This is a genomic window from Acinetobacter sp. SK-43, assembly GCF_015351505.1.
Classification (GTDB): domain Bacteria; phylum Pseudomonadota; class Gammaproteobacteria; order Pseudomonadales; family Moraxellaceae; genus Acinetobacter; species Acinetobacter junii.
In genome coordinates, this window is record NZ_JADKPY010000070.1 from 1 (window position 1) to 17,133 (window position 17,133).

General features: G+C 37.7%; 16 protein-coding genes and 1 pseudogene. 13 read left to right on the top strand and 4 right to left on the bottom strand.

All coding sequences use genetic code 11. From position 1 onward, the window contains the following. Positions 1 to 276 precede the first annotated feature (276 nt). From cyoA to alr, 12 genes are all read left to right on the top strand, one after another. Positions 277 to 1,332: a ubiquinol oxidase subunit II gene (gene cyoA / locus IRT38_RS13005; protein WP_194597943.1), complete on the top strand. Its 1,056-nt coding sequence runs from the start codon at positions 277 to 279 to the stop codon at positions 1,330 to 1,332. A 3-nt stretch (positions 1,333 to 1,335) separates the two neighbouring features. Beyond that, a complete protein-coding gene (gene cyoB, locus IRT38_RS13010; protein ID WP_004962896.1) occupies positions 1,336 to 3,318 on the top strand; it encodes a cytochrome o ubiquinol oxidase subunit I in 1,983 nt (660 codons plus the stop codon). A gap of 4 nt (positions 3,319 to 3,322) precedes the next feature. Continuing rightward, on the top strand, positions 3,323 to 3,943 hold the full coding sequence (gene cyoC, locus IRT38_RS13015; protein WP_004962899.1) for a cytochrome o ubiquinol oxidase subunit III: 621 nt from the start codon (positions 3,323 to 3,325) through the stop codon (positions 3,941 to 3,943). Continuing rightward, a complete protein-coding gene (locus IRT38_RS13020) occupies positions 3,943 to 4,272 on the top strand; it encodes a cytochrome o ubiquinol oxidase subunit IV (RefSeq protein ID WP_004912170.1) in 330 nt (109 codons plus the stop codon). Before cyoC ends, IRT38_RS13020 begins: the two co-directional genes overlap by 1 nt. Before the next feature lie 10 nt (positions 4,273 to 4,282). Continuing rightward, on the top strand, positions 4,283 to 5,161 hold the full coding sequence (gene cyoE, locus IRT38_RS13025) for a heme o synthase (RefSeq protein ID WP_004962903.1): 879 nt from the start codon (positions 4,283 to 4,285) through the stop codon (positions 5,159 to 5,161). An 86-nt stretch (positions 5,162 to 5,247) separates the two neighbouring features. Then, positions 5,248 to 7,362, top strand: a complete 2,115-nt coding sequence (locus IRT38_RS13030; RefSeq protein ID WP_194597944.1) for a hypothetical protein — start codon at positions 5,248 to 5,250, stop codon at positions 7,360 to 7,362. 12 nt (positions 7,363 to 7,374) lie between these two features. After that, entirely contained in the window at positions 7,375 to 8,106 is a 732-nt protein-coding gene (locus IRT38_RS13035; protein WP_194597945.1) for a DUF3142 domain-containing protein, read from the top strand. Positions 8,107 to 8,238: 132 nt separating this feature from the next. Further along, positions 8,239 to 8,622 (top strand): 30S ribosomal protein S6, encoded by a 384-nt coding sequence (gene rpsF, locus IRT38_RS13040; protein WP_004912183.1) that lies wholly within the window; start codon positions 8,239 to 8,241, stop codon positions 8,620 to 8,622. Positions 8,623 to 8,633: 11 nt separating this feature from the next. Next, the gene (gene rpsR / locus IRT38_RS13045) at positions 8,634 to 8,861 is read left to right on the top strand and encodes a 30S ribosomal protein S18 (protein ID WP_000090661.1); all 228 of its coding nucleotides are present in this window, start codon (positions 8,634 to 8,636) and stop codon (positions 8,859 to 8,861) included. Between the two features lie 12 nt (positions 8,862 to 8,873). Next, on the top strand, positions 8,874 to 9,320 hold the full coding sequence (gene rplI / locus IRT38_RS13050) for a 50S ribosomal protein L9 (protein WP_004912185.1): 447 nt from the start codon (positions 8,874 to 8,876) through the stop codon (positions 9,318 to 9,320). Positions 9,321 to 9,502: 182 nt separating this feature from the next. Further along, entirely contained in the window at positions 9,503 to 10,948 is a 1,446-nt protein-coding gene (gene dnaB, locus IRT38_RS13055; protein ID WP_004912188.1) for a replicative DNA helicase, read from the top strand. A 56-nt stretch (positions 10,949 to 11,004) separates the two neighbouring features. Further along, entirely contained in the window at positions 11,005 to 12,075 is a 1,071-nt protein-coding gene (alr, locus tag IRT38_RS13060; RefSeq protein ID WP_194597946.1) for an alanine racemase, read from the top strand. Positions 12,076 to 12,110: 35 nt separating this feature from the next. On the opposite strand, the gene IRT38_RS13065 is transcribed toward alr, so the two are convergent. The 4 genes and pseudogenes from IRT38_RS13065 to IRT38_RS13080 all read right to left on the bottom strand — a co-directional run bounded on the left by IRT38_RS13065 (position 12,111) and on the right by IRT38_RS13080 (position 15,876). Further along, the gene (locus tag IRT38_RS13065) at positions 12,111 to 12,845 is read right to left on the bottom strand and encodes a proteasome-type protease (RefSeq protein WP_004955098.1); all 735 of its coding nucleotides are present in this window, start codon (positions 12,843 to 12,845) and stop codon (positions 12,111 to 12,113) included. Between the two features lie 15 nt (positions 12,846 to 12,860). Then, positions 12,861 to 13,640, bottom strand: coding sequence for a transglutaminase domain-containing protein (locus tag IRT38_RS13070; RefSeq protein ID WP_112987275.1), 780 nt, complete (start codon positions 13,638 to 13,640; stop codon positions 12,861 to 12,863). Continuing rightward, entirely contained in the window at positions 13,637 to 14,239 is a 603-nt protein-coding gene (locus IRT38_RS13075; RefSeq protein WP_004955104.1) for an alpha-E domain-containing protein, read from the bottom strand. The genes IRT38_RS13070 and IRT38_RS13075 overlap by 4 nt, the downstream gene beginning before the upstream one ends. 86 nt (positions 14,240 to 14,325) lie before the next feature. Continuing rightward, a pseudogene (locus tag IRT38_RS13080) lies at positions 14,326 to 15,876 on the bottom strand (circularly permuted type 2 ATP-grasp protein). Between the two features lie 212 nt (positions 15,877 to 16,088). On the opposite strand from IRT38_RS13080, the gene IRT38_RS17575 reads away from it, so the two are divergent. Then, on the top strand, positions 16,089 to 17,096 hold the full coding sequence (locus tag IRT38_RS17575; RefSeq protein WP_227592167.1) for a YafY family protein: 1,008 nt from the start codon (positions 16,089 to 16,091) through the stop codon (positions 17,094 to 17,096). Positions 17,097 to 17,133 lie beyond the last annotated feature (37 nt).

Below are 17,133 nucleotides of genomic sequence, written 5' to 3' on the forward strand. Positions count from 1 at the left end.
GGATTTACTCCTCTTTTTTTATATATTAAATTGATATCTATAGAGAAAAATAACAACTGAACCCGAATCCCTACAAGATAAATCGGGTTTGAAAACAAGCATTTCAGCGTACTTTATCAGTAGCTTAGTTTTTCAATATGAGGCATAATGCCCTACAACGTAGCGGTGTCGGATAATTGACAAGCATTTCACAAAAAATTCTTATCAATCATGCGACACTTTAATCGCTATCCCATAATTTAATTAGGGAATGGGACTCTTCACCGAGGTTGTAAAATGAGACAAACGATTTTAGCTGTATTGTCTTTATCAACGATGGCTGCACTCTTGACTGGGTGTGGCGGTGATATGGTACTACTAAACAATAAAGGTCCAGTTGGTCAAGGTCAAAGTGACCTCATGATGACTGCGATCTATCTAATGCTTTTGGTGGTAATTCCATCAATTATCATGGCATTATGGTTTGGTTGGCAATATCGCGCATCGAATAAAGATGCAGACTATAAACCTACTTGGGCACACTCTACGACAATTGAGATCGTTGTTTGGGGTGTTCCTGTCATTATTATTGGTATTTTAGCTTGGTTAACTTGGTGGGGTTCCCACAAGTACGACCCTTACCGTCCGTTAGAGTCAGATAAAGCGCCTTTAACTGTTCAAGCCATCGCTGAACAATTCAAATGGATTTTTATCTATCCTGAGCAAAATATTGCAACGGTAAACGAAGTACGCTTCCCAGAAAAAACGCCTGTAAGCTTTAAGATTACTTCTAACTTTACGATGAACTCGTTCTTCATCCCACAGTTAGGTGGTCAGATCTACGCTATGGCGGGTATGCAGACTCATCTTCACCTTTTAGCAGACGAACCAGGTGTATTCCGTGGTTTCTCAGCTAACTATTCAGGTTATGGTTTCTCACAAATGCGCTTCAAGGCACATAGTGTAACTGAACCAGAGTTTGCACAGTGGGTAGAAGCTGTTAAAGCGGGTAATGGTACAAGTATCAATGCTGAAGCAATTCAAAAAGGTACACTTGACCAAGCTGAATTAGCGACTCTTAAAGATGGCAATCGTTCTAAATATCAGATCGAAGCACTTGTAGCAAAAGCAAAGACTCCAGAAGAAAAGCAAGAGGCTGAAGAAATGAAGCCTTACCCTACAGAGCCACATCCTGTGACTTATTATTCTTCAGTTGAGCCTAAATTATTCGAATCTGTTATCAATCATTATATGAGCAACTATCATGGTGCAGACCACTCAGCTCCTGCTGAGCATGCAACTGAAGCAACTCATACCAATGATGAACATGCCACAGCTTCTACAGAGGAATAAGACATGTTTGGAAAGTTAGGACTTGATGCAATTCCGCACGATCCGATCGTGTTGGTCACAGTTGCAATGATGGTTTTAGGTGGTATCGCGCTTGTTGCTGGTATTACTTATTTCAAAAAATGGGGCTATCTGTGGAACGAATGGTTCACATCAGTAGACCATAAAAAAATCGGTATTATGTATATCATTGTATCTGTAATCATGCTATTGCGTGGTTTCGCTGATGCAATCATGATGCGTTTACAACTTTTCCTCGCTAAAGGCGGTGGTGAAGGTTACCTACACCCAGAACACTACGATCAGATTTTTACCGCACATGGTGTAATCATGATCTTCTTCGTGGCAATGGGTCTCGTTGTAGGTATGATGAACATCTCAGTACCGCTACAAATTGGTGCTCGTGACGTTGCATTCCCATTATTGAACTCACTAAGTTTCTGGTTATTTGCTGGTGCTGCTGGGTTGATGATGGCTTCACTAGCGTTAGGTGAATTCGCTGCGACAGGTTGGATGGCTTATCCACCTCTATCTGGCATCGAATATTCTCCTGGTGTAGGTGTTGACTACTACATTTGGGCACTGCAAGTTTCAGGTTTAGGTACGCTTTTATCTGGTGTTAACTTCTTCGTTACCATTATTAAAATGCGTGCACCTGGCATGAAATTAATGGACATGCCTATTTTCACTTGGACATCACTCTGCACAGCTGTGTTAATCATTGCATCTTTCCCTGTATTAACAGGTACGCTTGCAATGTTGACATTAGACCGTTACTTCGGTTTCCACTTCTTCACAAATGAGCTTGGCGGTAGCCCAATGCTTTATGTGAACTTGATTTGGACTTGGGGTCACCCAGAAGTTTACATCTTAGTATTACCAGCATTTGGTCTATACTCAGAAATCGTTGCAACTTTCTCTCGTAAGACGTTGTTCGGTTACAAATCAATGGTATATGCAACTATCGCAATTACTGTACTTGCGTTCGTTGTATGGCTTCACCACTTCTTTACCATGGGTGCGGGTGCAAACGTTAACGCATTCTTCGGTATTATGACGATGGTTATTGCGATTCCTACAGGTGTGAAAATCTTCTCTTGGTTATTCACAATGTATAAGGGACGCATTACTTATACTACCCCGATGCTTTGGACACTTGGCTTCCTTGTGACTTTTGGTATCGGTGGTTTAACTGGTGTACTTATGGCTGTTCCACCTGCGGACTTCCTTGTACACAACTCACTCTTCTTGATTGCTCACTTCCATAACGTAATTATCGGTGGTGTGGTGTTTGGTATGTTTGCCGGCATCATCTTCTACTGGCCGAAAATGTTTGGTTGGAAACTCAATGAAGCTTGGGGTAAAGCTGCGTTCTGGTTCTGGTTTATTGGTTTCTACTTTGCATTCATGCCTCTTTATATCCTTGGCTTCATGGGTATGACACGTCGTTTGAATACATATGACAACCCTGAATGGGATCCATACTTAGCAATTGCATTGTTCGGTGCAGTATTGATTGCTATCGGTATTGCTTGTTTCCTTATGCAGATTATCGTTGGTTTCTTACAACGTCATCAAAATATGGACTACACAGGCGATCCATGGGATGGTCGTACATTTGAATGGGCTACCTCATCTCCTGCTCCATTCTATAACTTTGCACATCTACCAGCAGCTGACGGTATCGACCGCTTCTGGACAGATAAAGAAAATGGTGTAGCTTACGCACGCGATACTAAATATGAAGATATCCATATGCCGACTAATCGTGCAGCTGGTTTCATCATTGCAATGTTCATTACTGTTCTTGGTTTTGCATTGATCTGGCATATTTGGTGGCTTGTAGTTGTTTCTTTCGTTGCTTCAGTTGTTAGCTTGATCGTAAGTTCATTCACTAAGAATGTTGATTACTACGTACCTGCTGCGGAAGTTGAACGTATTGAAAATGAACGCTATGCGTTACTTGAAAAACACTTGAAGAAGGACTAAGGAAATGGCTGAAGTACTTCATCACGACAACCACGGTCATGACGGTCATCACGAACACGATGACACAGACTTAACGGTCTTTGGTTTCTGGACATATTTGATGAGTGACTTGATTCTTTTCGGATCACTCTTCATTGCGTTCGCTGTATTAAGCAGTCATATTCCGCCTGGTACTCCAAGTGCGAAAGATCTTTTTGGTGATTCTTTAGGTTTTGTTTTAACTGAGACCTTTGCCCTTTTGATCTCTTCGGTAACATTTGGATTCGCTGTTCTTGCATCTTATAAAAAGAACGTTAATCAAGTGATTGCTTGGTTGTTTGTTACTTTCTTATTTGGTGCAACGTTTATTGGGATGGAAATTTATGAATTCCAGCACCTTGTACATGCTGGCCATGGTCCAACTCATAGTGCGTTCTTATCAGCATTCTTTACTTTAGTTGGTACACACGGTATCCACGTAACTTCTGGTTTAGTTTGGATGCTCGTGCTTATGTATCAAATCAAGAAGAATGGTTTGACACTACCGAATACACGTCGTCTTGCTTGCTTAAGCTTGTTCTGGCACTTCCTTGACATCGTTTGGATCTGTGTATTCAGCGTCGTTTACTTAATGGGAGTTCTCTAATGAGTGGTCATGACCATAATGCTGCAGGTGCATCACACGGTAACTTCAAACAGTACACGGTTGGTTTCATCCTGTCTGTTGTCCTCACCATCATTCCTTTTGGAATGGTGATGGCGGGTGGTTTTAGTCGTGGTATTTTAATGACTGTAATCGCAATTACAGCGGTTGCTCAGGTGCTTGTACAGCTTGTGTATTTCCTACACATGAATACATCATCAGAACAACGCTGGAACTTGATTGCATTCATCTACACAATCCTATGTATCGCTGTTCTTCTTGTTGGTTCAGTATGGATTATGAATTACCTACACTACAACATGATGATCTAAACTGATTATCATGTGGAAAAAGTATTTATTCCTGACTAAACCAGGAATTCTCTTCGGTAATTTTATTACCACCTTGGGCGGCTTCTTTTTAGCCGCCCAAGGCGCTATAGATATCCTCTTATTATTATTGACCTTACTAGGGACAACTTTTGTAGTTGCTTCTGGTTGTGTCGTGAATAATGTGATTGACCAAGATATCGATCAAAAAATGCAGCGTACGATGAATCGTGCTCTTGTTAAAAAGACAATCTCTCCAACAATTGCAATGCTCTATGCATTGGTCTTAGGAGCTATTGGATTTGGCATTTTATGGTTCTTTGTAAATGCATATGCATTCTTGTTTGCTGTCATTGGTTTTGTTGTCTATGTCGGTTTTTATAGTTTGTGGACTAAACGTACTACAATCCATCAAACTGTAATTGGTAGTATTTCTGGAGCGAGTCCTCCTGTTATTGGTTATACGGCTGTAACTCAACAATTTGATATGGCTGCCCTATTAATTTTTGTTGCATATGCTTTATGGCAAATGCCACATTCTTGGGCGATTGCTATCTATCGTTTTGATGATTATAAAAACGCAGGAGTACCAATTTTACCTGTAGCACGCTCTATTCTACGCACGAAAATAGAATCCTTAATTTATGTGATTTTATTTACTATTGCGATGAATGGTTTATATGTTTATGGATATACCAATATTGTATTCTTGGTGATTTGTAATTTACTGTGTGCATACTGGTTCTACATTGGTATTTTAGGTTTTAAAGCTGAAAATGACCAACTTTGGGCAAAACGCTTTTTCTTATTTTCAGTGATTTTGATTACTGTAATTAGTTTAAGTTTCAGTTTTACTTTTAATAGTCCTGCACCCACCTTCCCTATTTTCTAAAAAGATAGAGGAACCTCTATCTTTTTATTCTCTGCTTCAATTGTTATCATTTCGTGCAATAAAAACATTCATACTTTATTGCCTAAATGAAACTTCAAAATATATCGATTTTAAAACCCATTTTTTATACTTTTATCACAGCAATTTCTATTCAAGCTCAAAGTATTTATGCTGGAGCTGAAAATATCTGTGAACCAAATCTACACTTAGATGATCGCGATCTAAATGGTTGCAGTAATTTACCTGTTCTATATCCTTCAAACGATAGTCAAACTAATACTGCCTTATTACTAAGCGATTTGGGTCTAGCTGAAATCGAACCAATGCAGATAGATCAAAACTTATGGGATGCGACTTTTGGTTATGTGCCATTTGATGCTGCAAATGTATCGTTGGCAACGAAGAATAAAATTCAGAATCAGAGAAATGAATTAGCAGTAAAAGACGAAATCATATTTGATGAACGTTGTTACAGTTTTAATTCAGGCAACAATGCTTTTATTGATCAAGTTAAAACCCATAAACTAATTCCAGCAAATGAAAAGCTGGTTCTGATCAACGAACGCAAGAAGATGAATCAATGTGACAATAAAATTGCATTGATCTCTATCGATCCAAATTGGTCAACAACCACGCGTCAATACGCATCTTATTTAAATGCGAGTATTTTGTTTTATAATGCTAACTATTCATCTTCTACGAAAATTTTTACGGTATTAACTTCGGTTGAAGATGCATGGTTGAAAGAAACAGCTCTATATATGTTGATTCGGACGACACTCAATTCAGCTTATGCAACAGGTGTTGATCAATACGGTGATGTATACCTTGATAATATTAATCAAAATTTACTAAAACAGTTCATAAGTCATATCACGAACTATCTAAATGCTTATCCTAATGGTCGTTATGTAGCAAGTGCACGTGGATTTTTACGTCGTGGTTTTTGGTTATCTAAACGCCAAGATCTTTTAGTCAATGAGATCGTATGGCAAATTCAAAATCCTAAATCTAAATTTTACAATTTAGATATGGGACAACTTCCTGCTGAAATTGATAGACGTATTTTTAGTAGCAATTCATTTGAACTCAAAAATCTCAAGGACCCTTTTTTCTTGACGATATATAATTTAATGAATATGCGTGGCTACAAAACTGAACATTACCAACCTATTACGTGGTCTCAACTTAATGCACAAAAAGATTTCTTTAAAACTCAACCTGAGTTATTTAACTATTTAAGAGCAATTCATTTATTTTTTATCCAGAATAAACCCCAAGATGCTTTAAATTATCTACCAAAGCCAAATACTAAAAATACCAATTATTTACAACTAAGCCAAACTTTTTTAAAAGGTCAAATATTGGAAAAACTCGGTCAAAACCAAACTGCTGAAGAATACTGGACTAACCAGCTTGCTCAAGCACATACACTTTATCAGAAGGGTTTATTTGAAACCGCATTATCTAAACATTTGAATATCAAACAAGATTATTCAGCTTTTATAGGAAAGCAAGCCAAAATAAGCCAACCAAATCTACAAAAACAATTTATAACTCAACAAGCAAATATAGATAGTTTAGACAAGATTATTCAATCTAATCAAAGCACTGTCGATCAAAAACAAGCTGCTATTCATACCTTATTAAGCAAAAGTTTAGTTCACCAGAGATTCGATTTATTTCAACAGAAATATTCATATTTGCCTAAAAATGCGAGTGAATACAAAGGATATTCAAGCGCAAAAGAACACTTAAAAAACAAACCTGAGTTTGCTAGTTTTATTTGGAATGGATCAAAGATCACGGCTCAACTCAAATGCGATAATCTCTTAACATTGACCCAACAACTCAGTAAATTGCCAAATGATCCCCTACTCAACATTTGTTTGGGAGAGTTTATGCGAAGTGAACAAGGTTATAGCCTGCAACAACTCAGCTATGACGAGCAACAAAAACCAACTATAAGTGGAAAAATTTTCGCACGCGGTGAAATTTATAAAGACATTATCAAATCTTCTCGAAAAGATGATTTACATGCTTATGCACTGTATAGGGCAATTCAATGTTATGCACCGAGTGGAATAAATGATTGCGGGGGTATCGAAGTGACTAAAAACACACGTAAACAATGGTACGATCAAATCAAAAGAGATTATCCAACAAGTACATGGGCTAAATCACTGAAATATTATTGGTAGGTTTATCCTTTAATGTGGTTAAGGTGTATTCTTTTTAGTATGTTGCTGTTGATATTGGGGCTAAACCAACCGAGTCGACCAGCAACTCCAACTATCGATGCCAATCAATTTCAATCCTTTTGGATTTGGGGTGAAATCAAATCTGCCCCCTATCTTTCAAAGGCTAAAGAGCTTTATATTCTGCAAGGTGAAATCCGTTATTCAAAACAAAAACAGACTTCAATTTTGATACCGCAAGGTATTGGTACTTTAAAACTACCCAATCAAAAAATTTGGCTCGTTTTTCGAACCCACCACTTAGATTGGAGTTCACAAAATTACCAAACTATCTTAACTCGCTTAAACCATTGGAAAAATCTAGGCAATCAGATTGAAGGGATTCAAATTGATTTTGACAGTAAAACCCGAAATCTAAATGAATACGCAAATTTTTTAAGTCAATTCAGAAGTCAACTTCCCGCTCAATACAAACTAAGTATTACAGGATTACTTGATTGGACAAATTTTAAAGAGCAAGGCACCCTAAAACTTCTTAGACAAAATATTGATGAACTAGTGATCCAAACCTATCAAGGCACCACCTCTATTCCCAATTACCCTGAATATTTAAAACGTATAGCAAGTCTTAAACTGCCTTATAAAGTTGGTTTTGTACAATATGGAAAATTATATAGTGACTTAAAGACAGTTCATGATCCGCATTTTAAAGGCTATGTGATCTTTTTACTGCGTGAAAAACCGTGAATTTACTTGCGATTTGGGTGAAAGGTGTCTAAAATCGCAGCTTCGCAATTTGCGACATAACTTTTTAAGTTATGACTCCTTGCTTCTGACTCATTTTAAGTTAGGGGCTGCTTAAACCGTAAGGAGCTGACAATGCGTCACTACGAAATCGTACTATTGGTACACCCAGACCAAAGCGATCAAGTTGTAGGTATGGTTGAACGCTATATCTCTCAGATCAAAGAAGCTGATGGTCAAATTCACCGTTTAGAAGATTGGGGCCGCCGCCAATTGGCTTACCCGATTAACAAGATTCACAAAGCACACTACATTCTTATGAATGTTGAATGTGGTCAAACGACTCTTGATGAATTAGAAGAATTGTTCCGTTATAACGATGCAATCATTCGTAACATCATCATCCGTCGTGAACACGCAATTACTGAAGAATCTTTACTTGCTAAGAGTGCTGAAGAAAAACGTGCGCGTAAAGCTCAACGTGAAGAAGCACAACAAGCAATTCAAGAAGCTGAATAAGGAGAACATCAATGGCACGTTTTTACCGTCGTCGCAAGTTCTGCCGCTTTACAGCTGAGAATGTTGCGTACATCGACTACAAAGATATCGACACTTTAAAACAGTACATCACTGAAAACGGCAAGATTGTTCCTAGCCGTATTACAGGTACTAAAGCTCGTTATCAACGTCAATTAGCGTTAGCTATTAAACAAGCTCGCTATTTGTCTTTGATTCCGTACACTGACAACCATAAGTAAGTGAGGTGAGCTGTGGACGTTATCTTATTACAACGCATTAAGAACCTTGGTAAATTAGGCGACAAAGTATCAGTAAAAGCTGGTTACGGTCGTAACTTCTTGATCCCTCAAGGTAAAGCTGTAGCTGCAACTGAAGCAAACACTGCTGCATTTGAAGCTCGTCGTGCTGAACTTGAGAAACAAGAAGCTGCTATTTTAGCTGCTGCGAATGCACGTGCTGAACAATTGAACGAAGTAAATATCGTTATCACTGCTAAAGCTGGTGATGAAGGTAAACTTTTCGGTTCTATCGGTACTCGTGACATCGCTGACGCTTTAACGAACGCTGGTCTAGCAGTAGATCGTGCTGAAGTTCGTTTACCAAACGGTGCGCTTCGTCACACTGGTGAATTCAACATCGCAATCCAATTGCATCATGATGTTGTTGCTGAAGTTCTCGTTACTATCGTATCTGAGTAATTTCTGCAAAAAAAAGAGCATGTTTTTACATGCTCTTTTTTTATGTCCATAATTTAGCTTTAAGCTTTGATTCTACTTTTTCATCACTTAAAAAATTTTCTTTAATAAACTTCTCCTGTTGGTATCCATTTGGATTAAGATAGTCATTCATTTACGGTTTCATCTTTTTATTAGGTCTTGTTATGTCACAGGCAAATGCCAATTTTGCAAAAAATACTCCCAACGCTGAGAGTAAAGTGAATGACTCAAGTCAACTAAAAGAGTTTAGAACACCTCCTCATAATCTTGCGATTGAGCAAGCTGTTTTAGCTGCATTAATGACGGTAGCAGAATCATTTGAACAAGTGGGTGACTTACTCAAGGAAAATGATTTTTACGCAACTCGACATAAGTATATTTATCGAGCTATTGAAAAATTAGCACAAGAAAACTCACCTTATGATGCAGTGTTAGTCAATGACTGGTTACTTAAGCAGAATCTACTCGATGCGATTGGCGGTGAAGAATACTTAATGCAATTGATGGCAGATTCACCATCAAGCTTCTATAACCTTGAGATCTATGCCAGCAAAATTAAGGAATTTTCAACCTTACGCAGTATGATCAAAGTCAGTACTGATATTTTACAAAATGCATACGACACCAAAGGTCGTCCTGTTAGTGAAATTCTAGACTTAGCTGAAACTAATATTTTCTCTTTAGCGGAACAGCACAACAACAATAAAAAAGATTCAGGTCCAAAGTCGATCAGCTCAGTAACAGCTGACGTAATTAGCAAATTAGATGAGCTTTCCAAAATGGATGGCAACATCACAGGACTTTCTACAGGTTTTCTCGAATTAGACAATAAAACCTATGGTATGCAGGCGGGCGATTTAATTATTGTTGCTGCACGTCCTTCGATGGGTAAAACCACGTTTGCCATGAATTTAGTCGAGAGCGTACTGTTTAATTGCAACCTCCCTGCTCTTGTTTACTCTATGGAAATGCCAGCAGATTCAATCGCAATGCGTTTGATTTCATCTTATGGGAAGGTGCATCAAGGGCATTTACGTTCAGGTAAATTGGACGGCGACGAATGGTCAAAAGTAACTGGTACTATTCTACAATTACAAGAAAAACATCTTTATATTGATGATTCTTCTGCATTACCCCCAACTGAAGTTCGTGCACGTGCAAGACGTATTGCCAAAATGCATGATGGAAAAATCGGTTGCATCATGGTCGACTATTTACAGTTGATGAAAGTTCCAGGTATGGGTGATAACCGTGTTGGTGAGATTTCTGAAATTTCGCGAAGCTTAAAAGCATTAGCAAAAGAAATGAACTGCCCTGTAATTGCATTATCTCAGCTTAACCGAAGCCTGGAAAATCGCCCAAATAAACGACCAGTAATGTCTGACTTACGTGAATCTGGAGCGATCGAACAAGATGCTGATTTGATTATGTTTATTTATCGTGATGAGGTTTATAACAAAGAATCTAAAGAGGCTGGAACAGCAGAAATCATCATTGGTAAACAGCGTAATGGACCTATTGGTACTGTCCGTCTCGCCTTTGAAGGACAATATACTCGCTTTAGTAATCTTTCACCTGAATTCTATGCACAATTTGATGATGAAGAATAACGCATAATATTTTGTAATCTGACTTATTTTCTAGCCGTCCCAAAGGAGTACTCAGGGTGCGCCAAGCAACAATTTATATTGATAGTGAAGCACTACAATATAATTTAAACCGTGTTAAACAACTTGCACCACATTCCCAAATTGTAAGTATGGTGAAAGCCAATGCATATGGGCATGGAGTACAGGATTGTTTAGCCGCCTTAAATGCAACGGATGCTTTTGGTGTAGCTTGTTTGGAAGAAGCTTTAGAGATTAGGCGACTAGGGTATACGCAACCGATCACCTTAATTGAAGGTGTATTTACTGAAGATGAGATGGAAGATGTTATTCAACAGAAACTTGAATGCGTTGTACATCGACATGAACAAGTAGAATGGTTAATCCAAAATAATGAAGCCTATAATGCCTTAGGACTTAAGGTTTGGGTAAAGCTAAATAGTGGGATGAATCGCTTAGGTTTTAAGATTAATGAAATTATAGCCGTTATTCATCAACTAAAATCATTGAATTTTAACTGTGTACTCACTATGCATTTTGCAAATGCGGATGTAGATCACCCGTTAAATGAGCAACAGATTCAACAATTTTTAGATGTAAAAAATGCATGTGAACCAATATTAGCCTCTTGTTGTAATTCTGCTGCTATCTATAAATATCCAAACTTACATTTTGATTATGTACGTCCTGGGATTATGCTTTATGGTGCAACACCTTTTGCAGATAAAGATGTTAATGAACTTGATTTAAAACCTGTAATGAGTTTTGAAGCAGAAATTATTGCATTAAATCAAATACAAGCAGGCGAAAGCGTTGGTTATGGTTCTACTTTTACAGCAACGAATAGTATGCAAATTGCAATTGTTTCTATTGGCTATGGTGATGGCTATCCACGTGCATATGTAAAACCTAATTACGTAGCCATTAATAAGCAACTAACTCCTGTTATTGGTCGAGTAAGTATGGACATGATTGCGATCGACACAACTAATCTTCAAGTTAAAGTCGGCACCAAAGTTGAACTTTGGGGTAAAACACGATTGGTTGATGATGTCGCAAATGCAAATGGTACGATCGGTTATGAACTTTTATGCCGACTAAGTAATAGACCACAAAGACAACGTATCTAATCAATAAAAATCCAAGCAAAAGCTTGGATTTTTTCTTATAAGCCGTAATCCGCTGTAGGTTTTGGCAACTCTTGTAAACCTCGACGTAACGTCTCTGACCACTGTTTACTAATTTGAGTAAAATATGGATCTTCCTCACTGATTCGTTTGCCTTCAGGAATAACGAAACTATCTTTGTGATATACCAAAGCGTCCAAAGGTAAACCTACAGATACATTTGAGCGTAGCGTTGAGTCAAATGAAATCAAAGAACAGCGTAAAGCATCATCTAGTGGCATCGTATAGTGCAAAGCTCGATCTAGTATAGGCTTACCATACTTGCTTTCACCAATCTGAAAATAAGGTGTATCCGTAGTCGCGCAAATAAAGTTTCCTTGAGGGTAAACATTATAGAGCTGCATTTCCTCACCTTTAATCTGTCCACCCACCAAGATACTACATGAATAATTCATCTGTTCTTGCGTATTACTTGTGATGTCTTCTAAAACTCTGCGCAAAGTTTTACCAACAAGTTCAGCTACCTCAAACATTGTATTTACAGTGTATAGATTTGGCTCTTGATGCAATGTTAAAGAATTTTGTAGATGCCCTAAAACCGCTTGTGTTGTCGCTAAATTACCTGCGGTCTGAAGTGCGATGAAACGCTCACCCTCGATACCAAAAGTATGTAATTTACGAAATACTGAAATATGATCGACCCCTGCATTTGTTCTAGTATCACTTATGAGTACTAAACCTTGCTCCAATCTTAATGCACAACAATAGGTCATCTTGCTCTCTTTTCTTCAACACGCTAAAACCTGAACAACCGACATCATACTCTCCACACCACCCTGTTCACGAACCCCACGAATAGGAGCAACATCAAGATAATCTCGACCAACTGCTACATAGATGTGATTTTGAGGGCTAAATATCTGGTTACTAACATCGAAACAATACCATTGATTGTCAACAAATACTTCTGCCCATGCATGACTGGCAAGGTGCGGTTGATTCTGATCATACAAATAACCAGAAACATAACGTGCAGGTAAATGTAATGCTTTACACATTGCAATCATGACATGTGCATGGTCTTGGCAAACACCTTTAGCAGCATAAAATGCATCTGTAGCCAAGGTTGTGACGGATGTGCTCTCAGGTTGGTATGGCATTTTTTCTAATATCTTCTCAGATAAAAGAATTAAATGCTGTCGATCTTTGGTGCGAACAATATCTTGTGCGAAATATAACATCTCCTGATCACAATGAGTCAGACTGGTTCTTTGCAGAAAAATATAAGGCGAAATCTCATTTTCGAAATGCCCGATTTCAGTGTCAAATAGGTCTACAATTCCTTGAGCCATGATCGTCAAATATCGGTAATCATGACGCTGTGTTGCAGTTAACCAGAGATTATTAAAGGCATCGCGTTGGCAACGATATTCGCCTGGTACACTGATATGCCAATTCTCAATAATCTGATGCTTAGAACTTTGCGGCATCATCTTAATTGACTGCACGCTATTACGTGCATTTTGTGTATATCGATAGTGTGTTTGATGATTTACCATAAGTTTCATGCATACACCTCAAATTGATTTTCCAATTTATAAGTAAATTCATAAAACTGATTCAGATATGGTTGATCTTTCAATCCATTCCAGCTGTGTTGAAGATCACTCCAACCCAAATTAGAAAGCTGAACTATCATCGGATCAATTGAATCAAGAACAGAATGTATATTTTTATGGAATCTAAAATGTGTGTCGATTTGTTCAACTGACTGACCTAGATGAAAAAATAGAAAAATCTCCTCTTTCTCATTTTTTAAAATCTCTCGACAATCTTGAACTAGCTCTAAAATCATGTCAGGTGTATTGGTCGCATTTTTTATCAACGTATTTAATTCAGCGTATGCGGTTGCTGAAAATAAAGCTCTAAGTTCTTGGATATTATTACGAGCAATTTCGAGTTGATTAATTAATGAGTAAGGTTGTTTCTCATCTAGCATGAACTGATTCAAATTTTCTGCATCTTCAATATGCAAACATAAACCTTGAGCAAACACTTCTGCTTTTTGATCATCCACAAAAGGGAGTTGCTCCGCAACATAACCGATTCTAAATAAATAACGACCTAACCAATATACATGTTGAGCACTTGAACTAAGTAACGTCATAGATATCCTCCTTTATTTTTAAAATTTCCAAATCACTCATTCAAGTCAATTAAATGAGTGAGTCGATTGAACAATGAGAAGGAAAATTAGGAACGTAACGTTTCTACCACCCAAGTATCTTTAATACCCCCACCCTGTGAGGAATTTACAACAAGCGAGCCTGCTTGCATCGCAACTCACGTTAATCCTCCCGGTACGATTTCAGTACGATAAGGAGAACTCAATACAAATGGTCTTAAATCAATATGTCTTTCAGCTAGCCCATCGACAGTTAGTGTTGGTGCCACAGACAACGCTAAAGTCGGCTGAGCGATATATAAATGTGGCGTTTCCATAATCTTTAATTTAAATGCTTCTATCTGTGCCTGATCTGCTTGTGGTCCGATCAGCATTCCATATCCACCAGAGCCTTGGGCCTCTTTTACCACTAATTTTTCTAAATGATTTAATACATAATCTAATTGATCATCTTCACGACATTGATATGTTGGTACGTTATTTAGAATTGGTTTTTCACCCAGATAATATTCAATCATTTGACCAACATAAGGATAAACAGATTTATCATCAGCAACACCTGTACCTGGCGCATTTGCAATCACAACATTATGTTGTAAATATGCCGACATTAATCCTGCAACGCCCAATGTACTATCTGGTCTAAAGACTAAAGGATCTAAGAAATCATCATCAACACGACGATAAATTACATCCACTTGTTGACGTCCACGAATTGTTTTTACGAATACTTTATCATTCTCAACAAATAGATCTCGACTCGTAACCAAGGGTACATCCATTTCCCGTGCCAAAAATGCATGTTCATAATAAGCACTATTAAAACGCCCTGGTGTTAACACCACGATTAAAGGTTGATCCACATAAGCATTCTCCGTCAGCACTTGCTTCAACAGACTCGGATAGTGTTCGATACCTTGTAAATTATTACTCTCACATAAATCAGGCATCAATTTTTGGCTAATTTTTCTACTCTCAAGCATATATGACACACCTGAAGGTGTTCTCAAATTATCCTCTAGTACAAAAAAATCACCCTGATCATCTCTGATAATATCGATACCACTAATTTGTGAATATATCTTTCCTTTGAGGTGGTGCTTCAGCATATGAGGCTGAAAAGCTTCATGAGTCATAATTTGATGCGCAGGAATAATGCCTTCTTTTAGGATATTTTGACCGTGATAAATATCATCCAAGAAGTAATTCAAAGCTTTAACACGCTGCTCACAACCTGAAGAAATTTTTTCCCATTGTTTTTTTTCAATAACACGTGGAATCAAATCAAAAGGAATGGTACGTTCCGTGCCCTCTTGATCTCCATAAACATTAAACGTAATTCCTTCATATAGAAAATGCTGTTTAGCGACTGCACCTAGATTTTTTAATTCATCAAGACTTCGCTGACTTAACCACTCCTCGATCTTCTTAGATGCTTCACCGTTAAAACTTTTATCATCCAGCATCTCATTAAAGAATTTTGATTTAAGCTGCTCAAACAAATTTGTATTAACTTTGAGCTGTGAAATAAATGTAGACGATTGTAAATTTACTGCTGTTGTTTGCTCCGTCGCATAGTAATCAGTCGTGATAAATAGATCGTGTTCTTGTTCTGACATAGAAACCTCGTCTCATCATTTATTTATATCTCTAATAAGCAATTTCAATGCCACTTATAATATATGTATATTTTTTAACCAATACTTATATACTCTATTAAACTTAGCCATGTTTCAGTCGTAAATGCTTAATCTCTGTGTTATGAACTTGCTAAATCAAGTGAGTTTTTTTATTGTGTACACTTTAGAGCATTGAGTTAAATTCAGAACTTATGTCATCCATACAAGAAAAAGAAACTTCAAATAGCCTTTATCGCCAATGGCAAATTTTGTCTCGCCTATCTACTGGTAAATGGATGGGTACACGTGAACTACAAGAAATATTGGAACGTGAAGGCATTGATATAAGTTTGCGCACCATTCAAAGAGATCTAAATCAAATTGCACAACGCTTCCCGATTGAAAGCAACAAAACCGTACCACAAGGTTGGCGCTGGCGTTCAGATGCACCGATCCAAAGCTTACCGCATATGACTAGTTCCCAAGCAGTAACTTTTATGATGGTAGAAGAACACCTACGCCATTTACTACCGCCGAGTCTACTCGAAGAGATGATGCCTTGGTTTGATTTAGCAAAACGTAGTCTTTCAACTCAAAATAACGTGCGCCAATGGATTAATCGTGTTCGTATCGTGCCAGCGAACCAACCTTTAATTCCGCCAATGGTCGATAAAAATGCACAACAAGCCATCTATGAAGGCTTGTTGCAAGATAAACAAATCGAATGTGTTTATCGTGCCAGAATTAATCAAGGCGAAGATAAAACCTATATCTTAAATCCCCTAGCATTGGTTCAAAAAGGTGCTGTGATTTATCTTATTTGTACACGTAATGATAAAACAGAAGTTCAAACATTTGCCTTGCACCGTTTTAAAGCAGCGACTGTTCTTGAAAGTCGTGCTCTACATCCCGTTAACTTTGATATTGATCACTACATTGATTCGGGTGCTCTTGGTTTTAGAGTGGACTACAGCAAACCGACCGAACAAATTCAGCTAAAACTCACAATGAGCGAAAGCACTGCTCAAAGCTTTTATGAAAGCCAACTTAGCAAAGATCAAACGATTACATCTCTAGAAGAAAATATTGTAGAAGTTGTGGCAACAGTTCCATTTACATCACAACTCGTTTGGTGGCTGAGAAGTTTTGGTAAAAAATTACTCAATATCGAACCTGCGGCTGTTTATAATGCAGTGAGAGAGATTGAAAATAATGAATAAAAAAGAGAACCATTTGGTTCTCTTAGACTTATTAAAA

Coding starts and splice junctions, on each gene's coding strand:
- IRT38_RS13020 (WP_004912170.1), top strand. CDS start 3,943: ATGAGTGGTCATGACCATAATGCTGCAGGTGCATCACACGGTAACTTC.
- IRT38_RS13075 (WP_004955104.1), bottom strand. CDS start 14,239: ATGACGTTACTTAGTTCAAGTGCTCAACATGTATATTGGTTAGGTCGT.
- IRT38_RS13030 (WP_194597944.1), top strand. CDS start 5,248: ATGAAACTTCAAAATATATCGATTTTAAAACCCATTTTTTATACTTTT.
- cyoB (WP_004962896.1), top strand. CDS start 1,336: ATGTTTGGAAAGTTAGGACTTGATGCAATTCCGCACGATCCGATCGTG.
- rpsR (WP_000090661.1), top strand. CDS start 8,634: ATGGCACGTTTTTACCGTCGTCGCAAGTTCTGCCGCTTTACAGCTGAG.
- IRT38_RS13070 (WP_112987275.1), bottom strand. CDS start 13,640: ATGAAACTTATGGTAAATCATCAAACACACTATCGATATACACAAAAT.
- rpsF (WP_004912183.1), top strand. CDS start 8,239: ATGCGTCACTACGAAATCGTACTATTGGTACACCCAGACCAAAGCGAT.
- IRT38_RS17575 (WP_227592167.1), top strand. CDS start 16,089: ATGTCATCCATACAAGAAAAAGAAACTTCAAATAGCCTTTATCGCCAA.
- cyoA (WP_194597943.1), top strand. CDS start 277: ATGAGACAAACGATTTTAGCTGTATTGTCTTTATCAACGATGGCTGCA.
- dnaB (WP_004912188.1), top strand. CDS start 9,503: ATGTCACAGGCAAATGCCAATTTTGCAAAAAATACTCCCAACGCTGAG.
- IRT38_RS13035 (WP_194597945.1), top strand. CDS start 7,375: ATGTGGTTAAGGTGTATTCTTTTTAGTATGTTGCTGTTGATATTGGGG.
- cyoC (WP_004962899.1), top strand. CDS start 3,323: ATGGCTGAAGTACTTCATCACGACAACCACGGTCATGACGGTCATCAC.
- cyoE (WP_004962903.1), top strand. CDS start 4,283: ATGTGGAAAAAGTATTTATTCCTGACTAAACCAGGAATTCTCTTCGGT.
- IRT38_RS13065 (WP_004955098.1), bottom strand. CDS start 12,845: ATGACCTATTGTTGTGCATTAAGATTGGAGCAAGGTTTAGTACTCATA.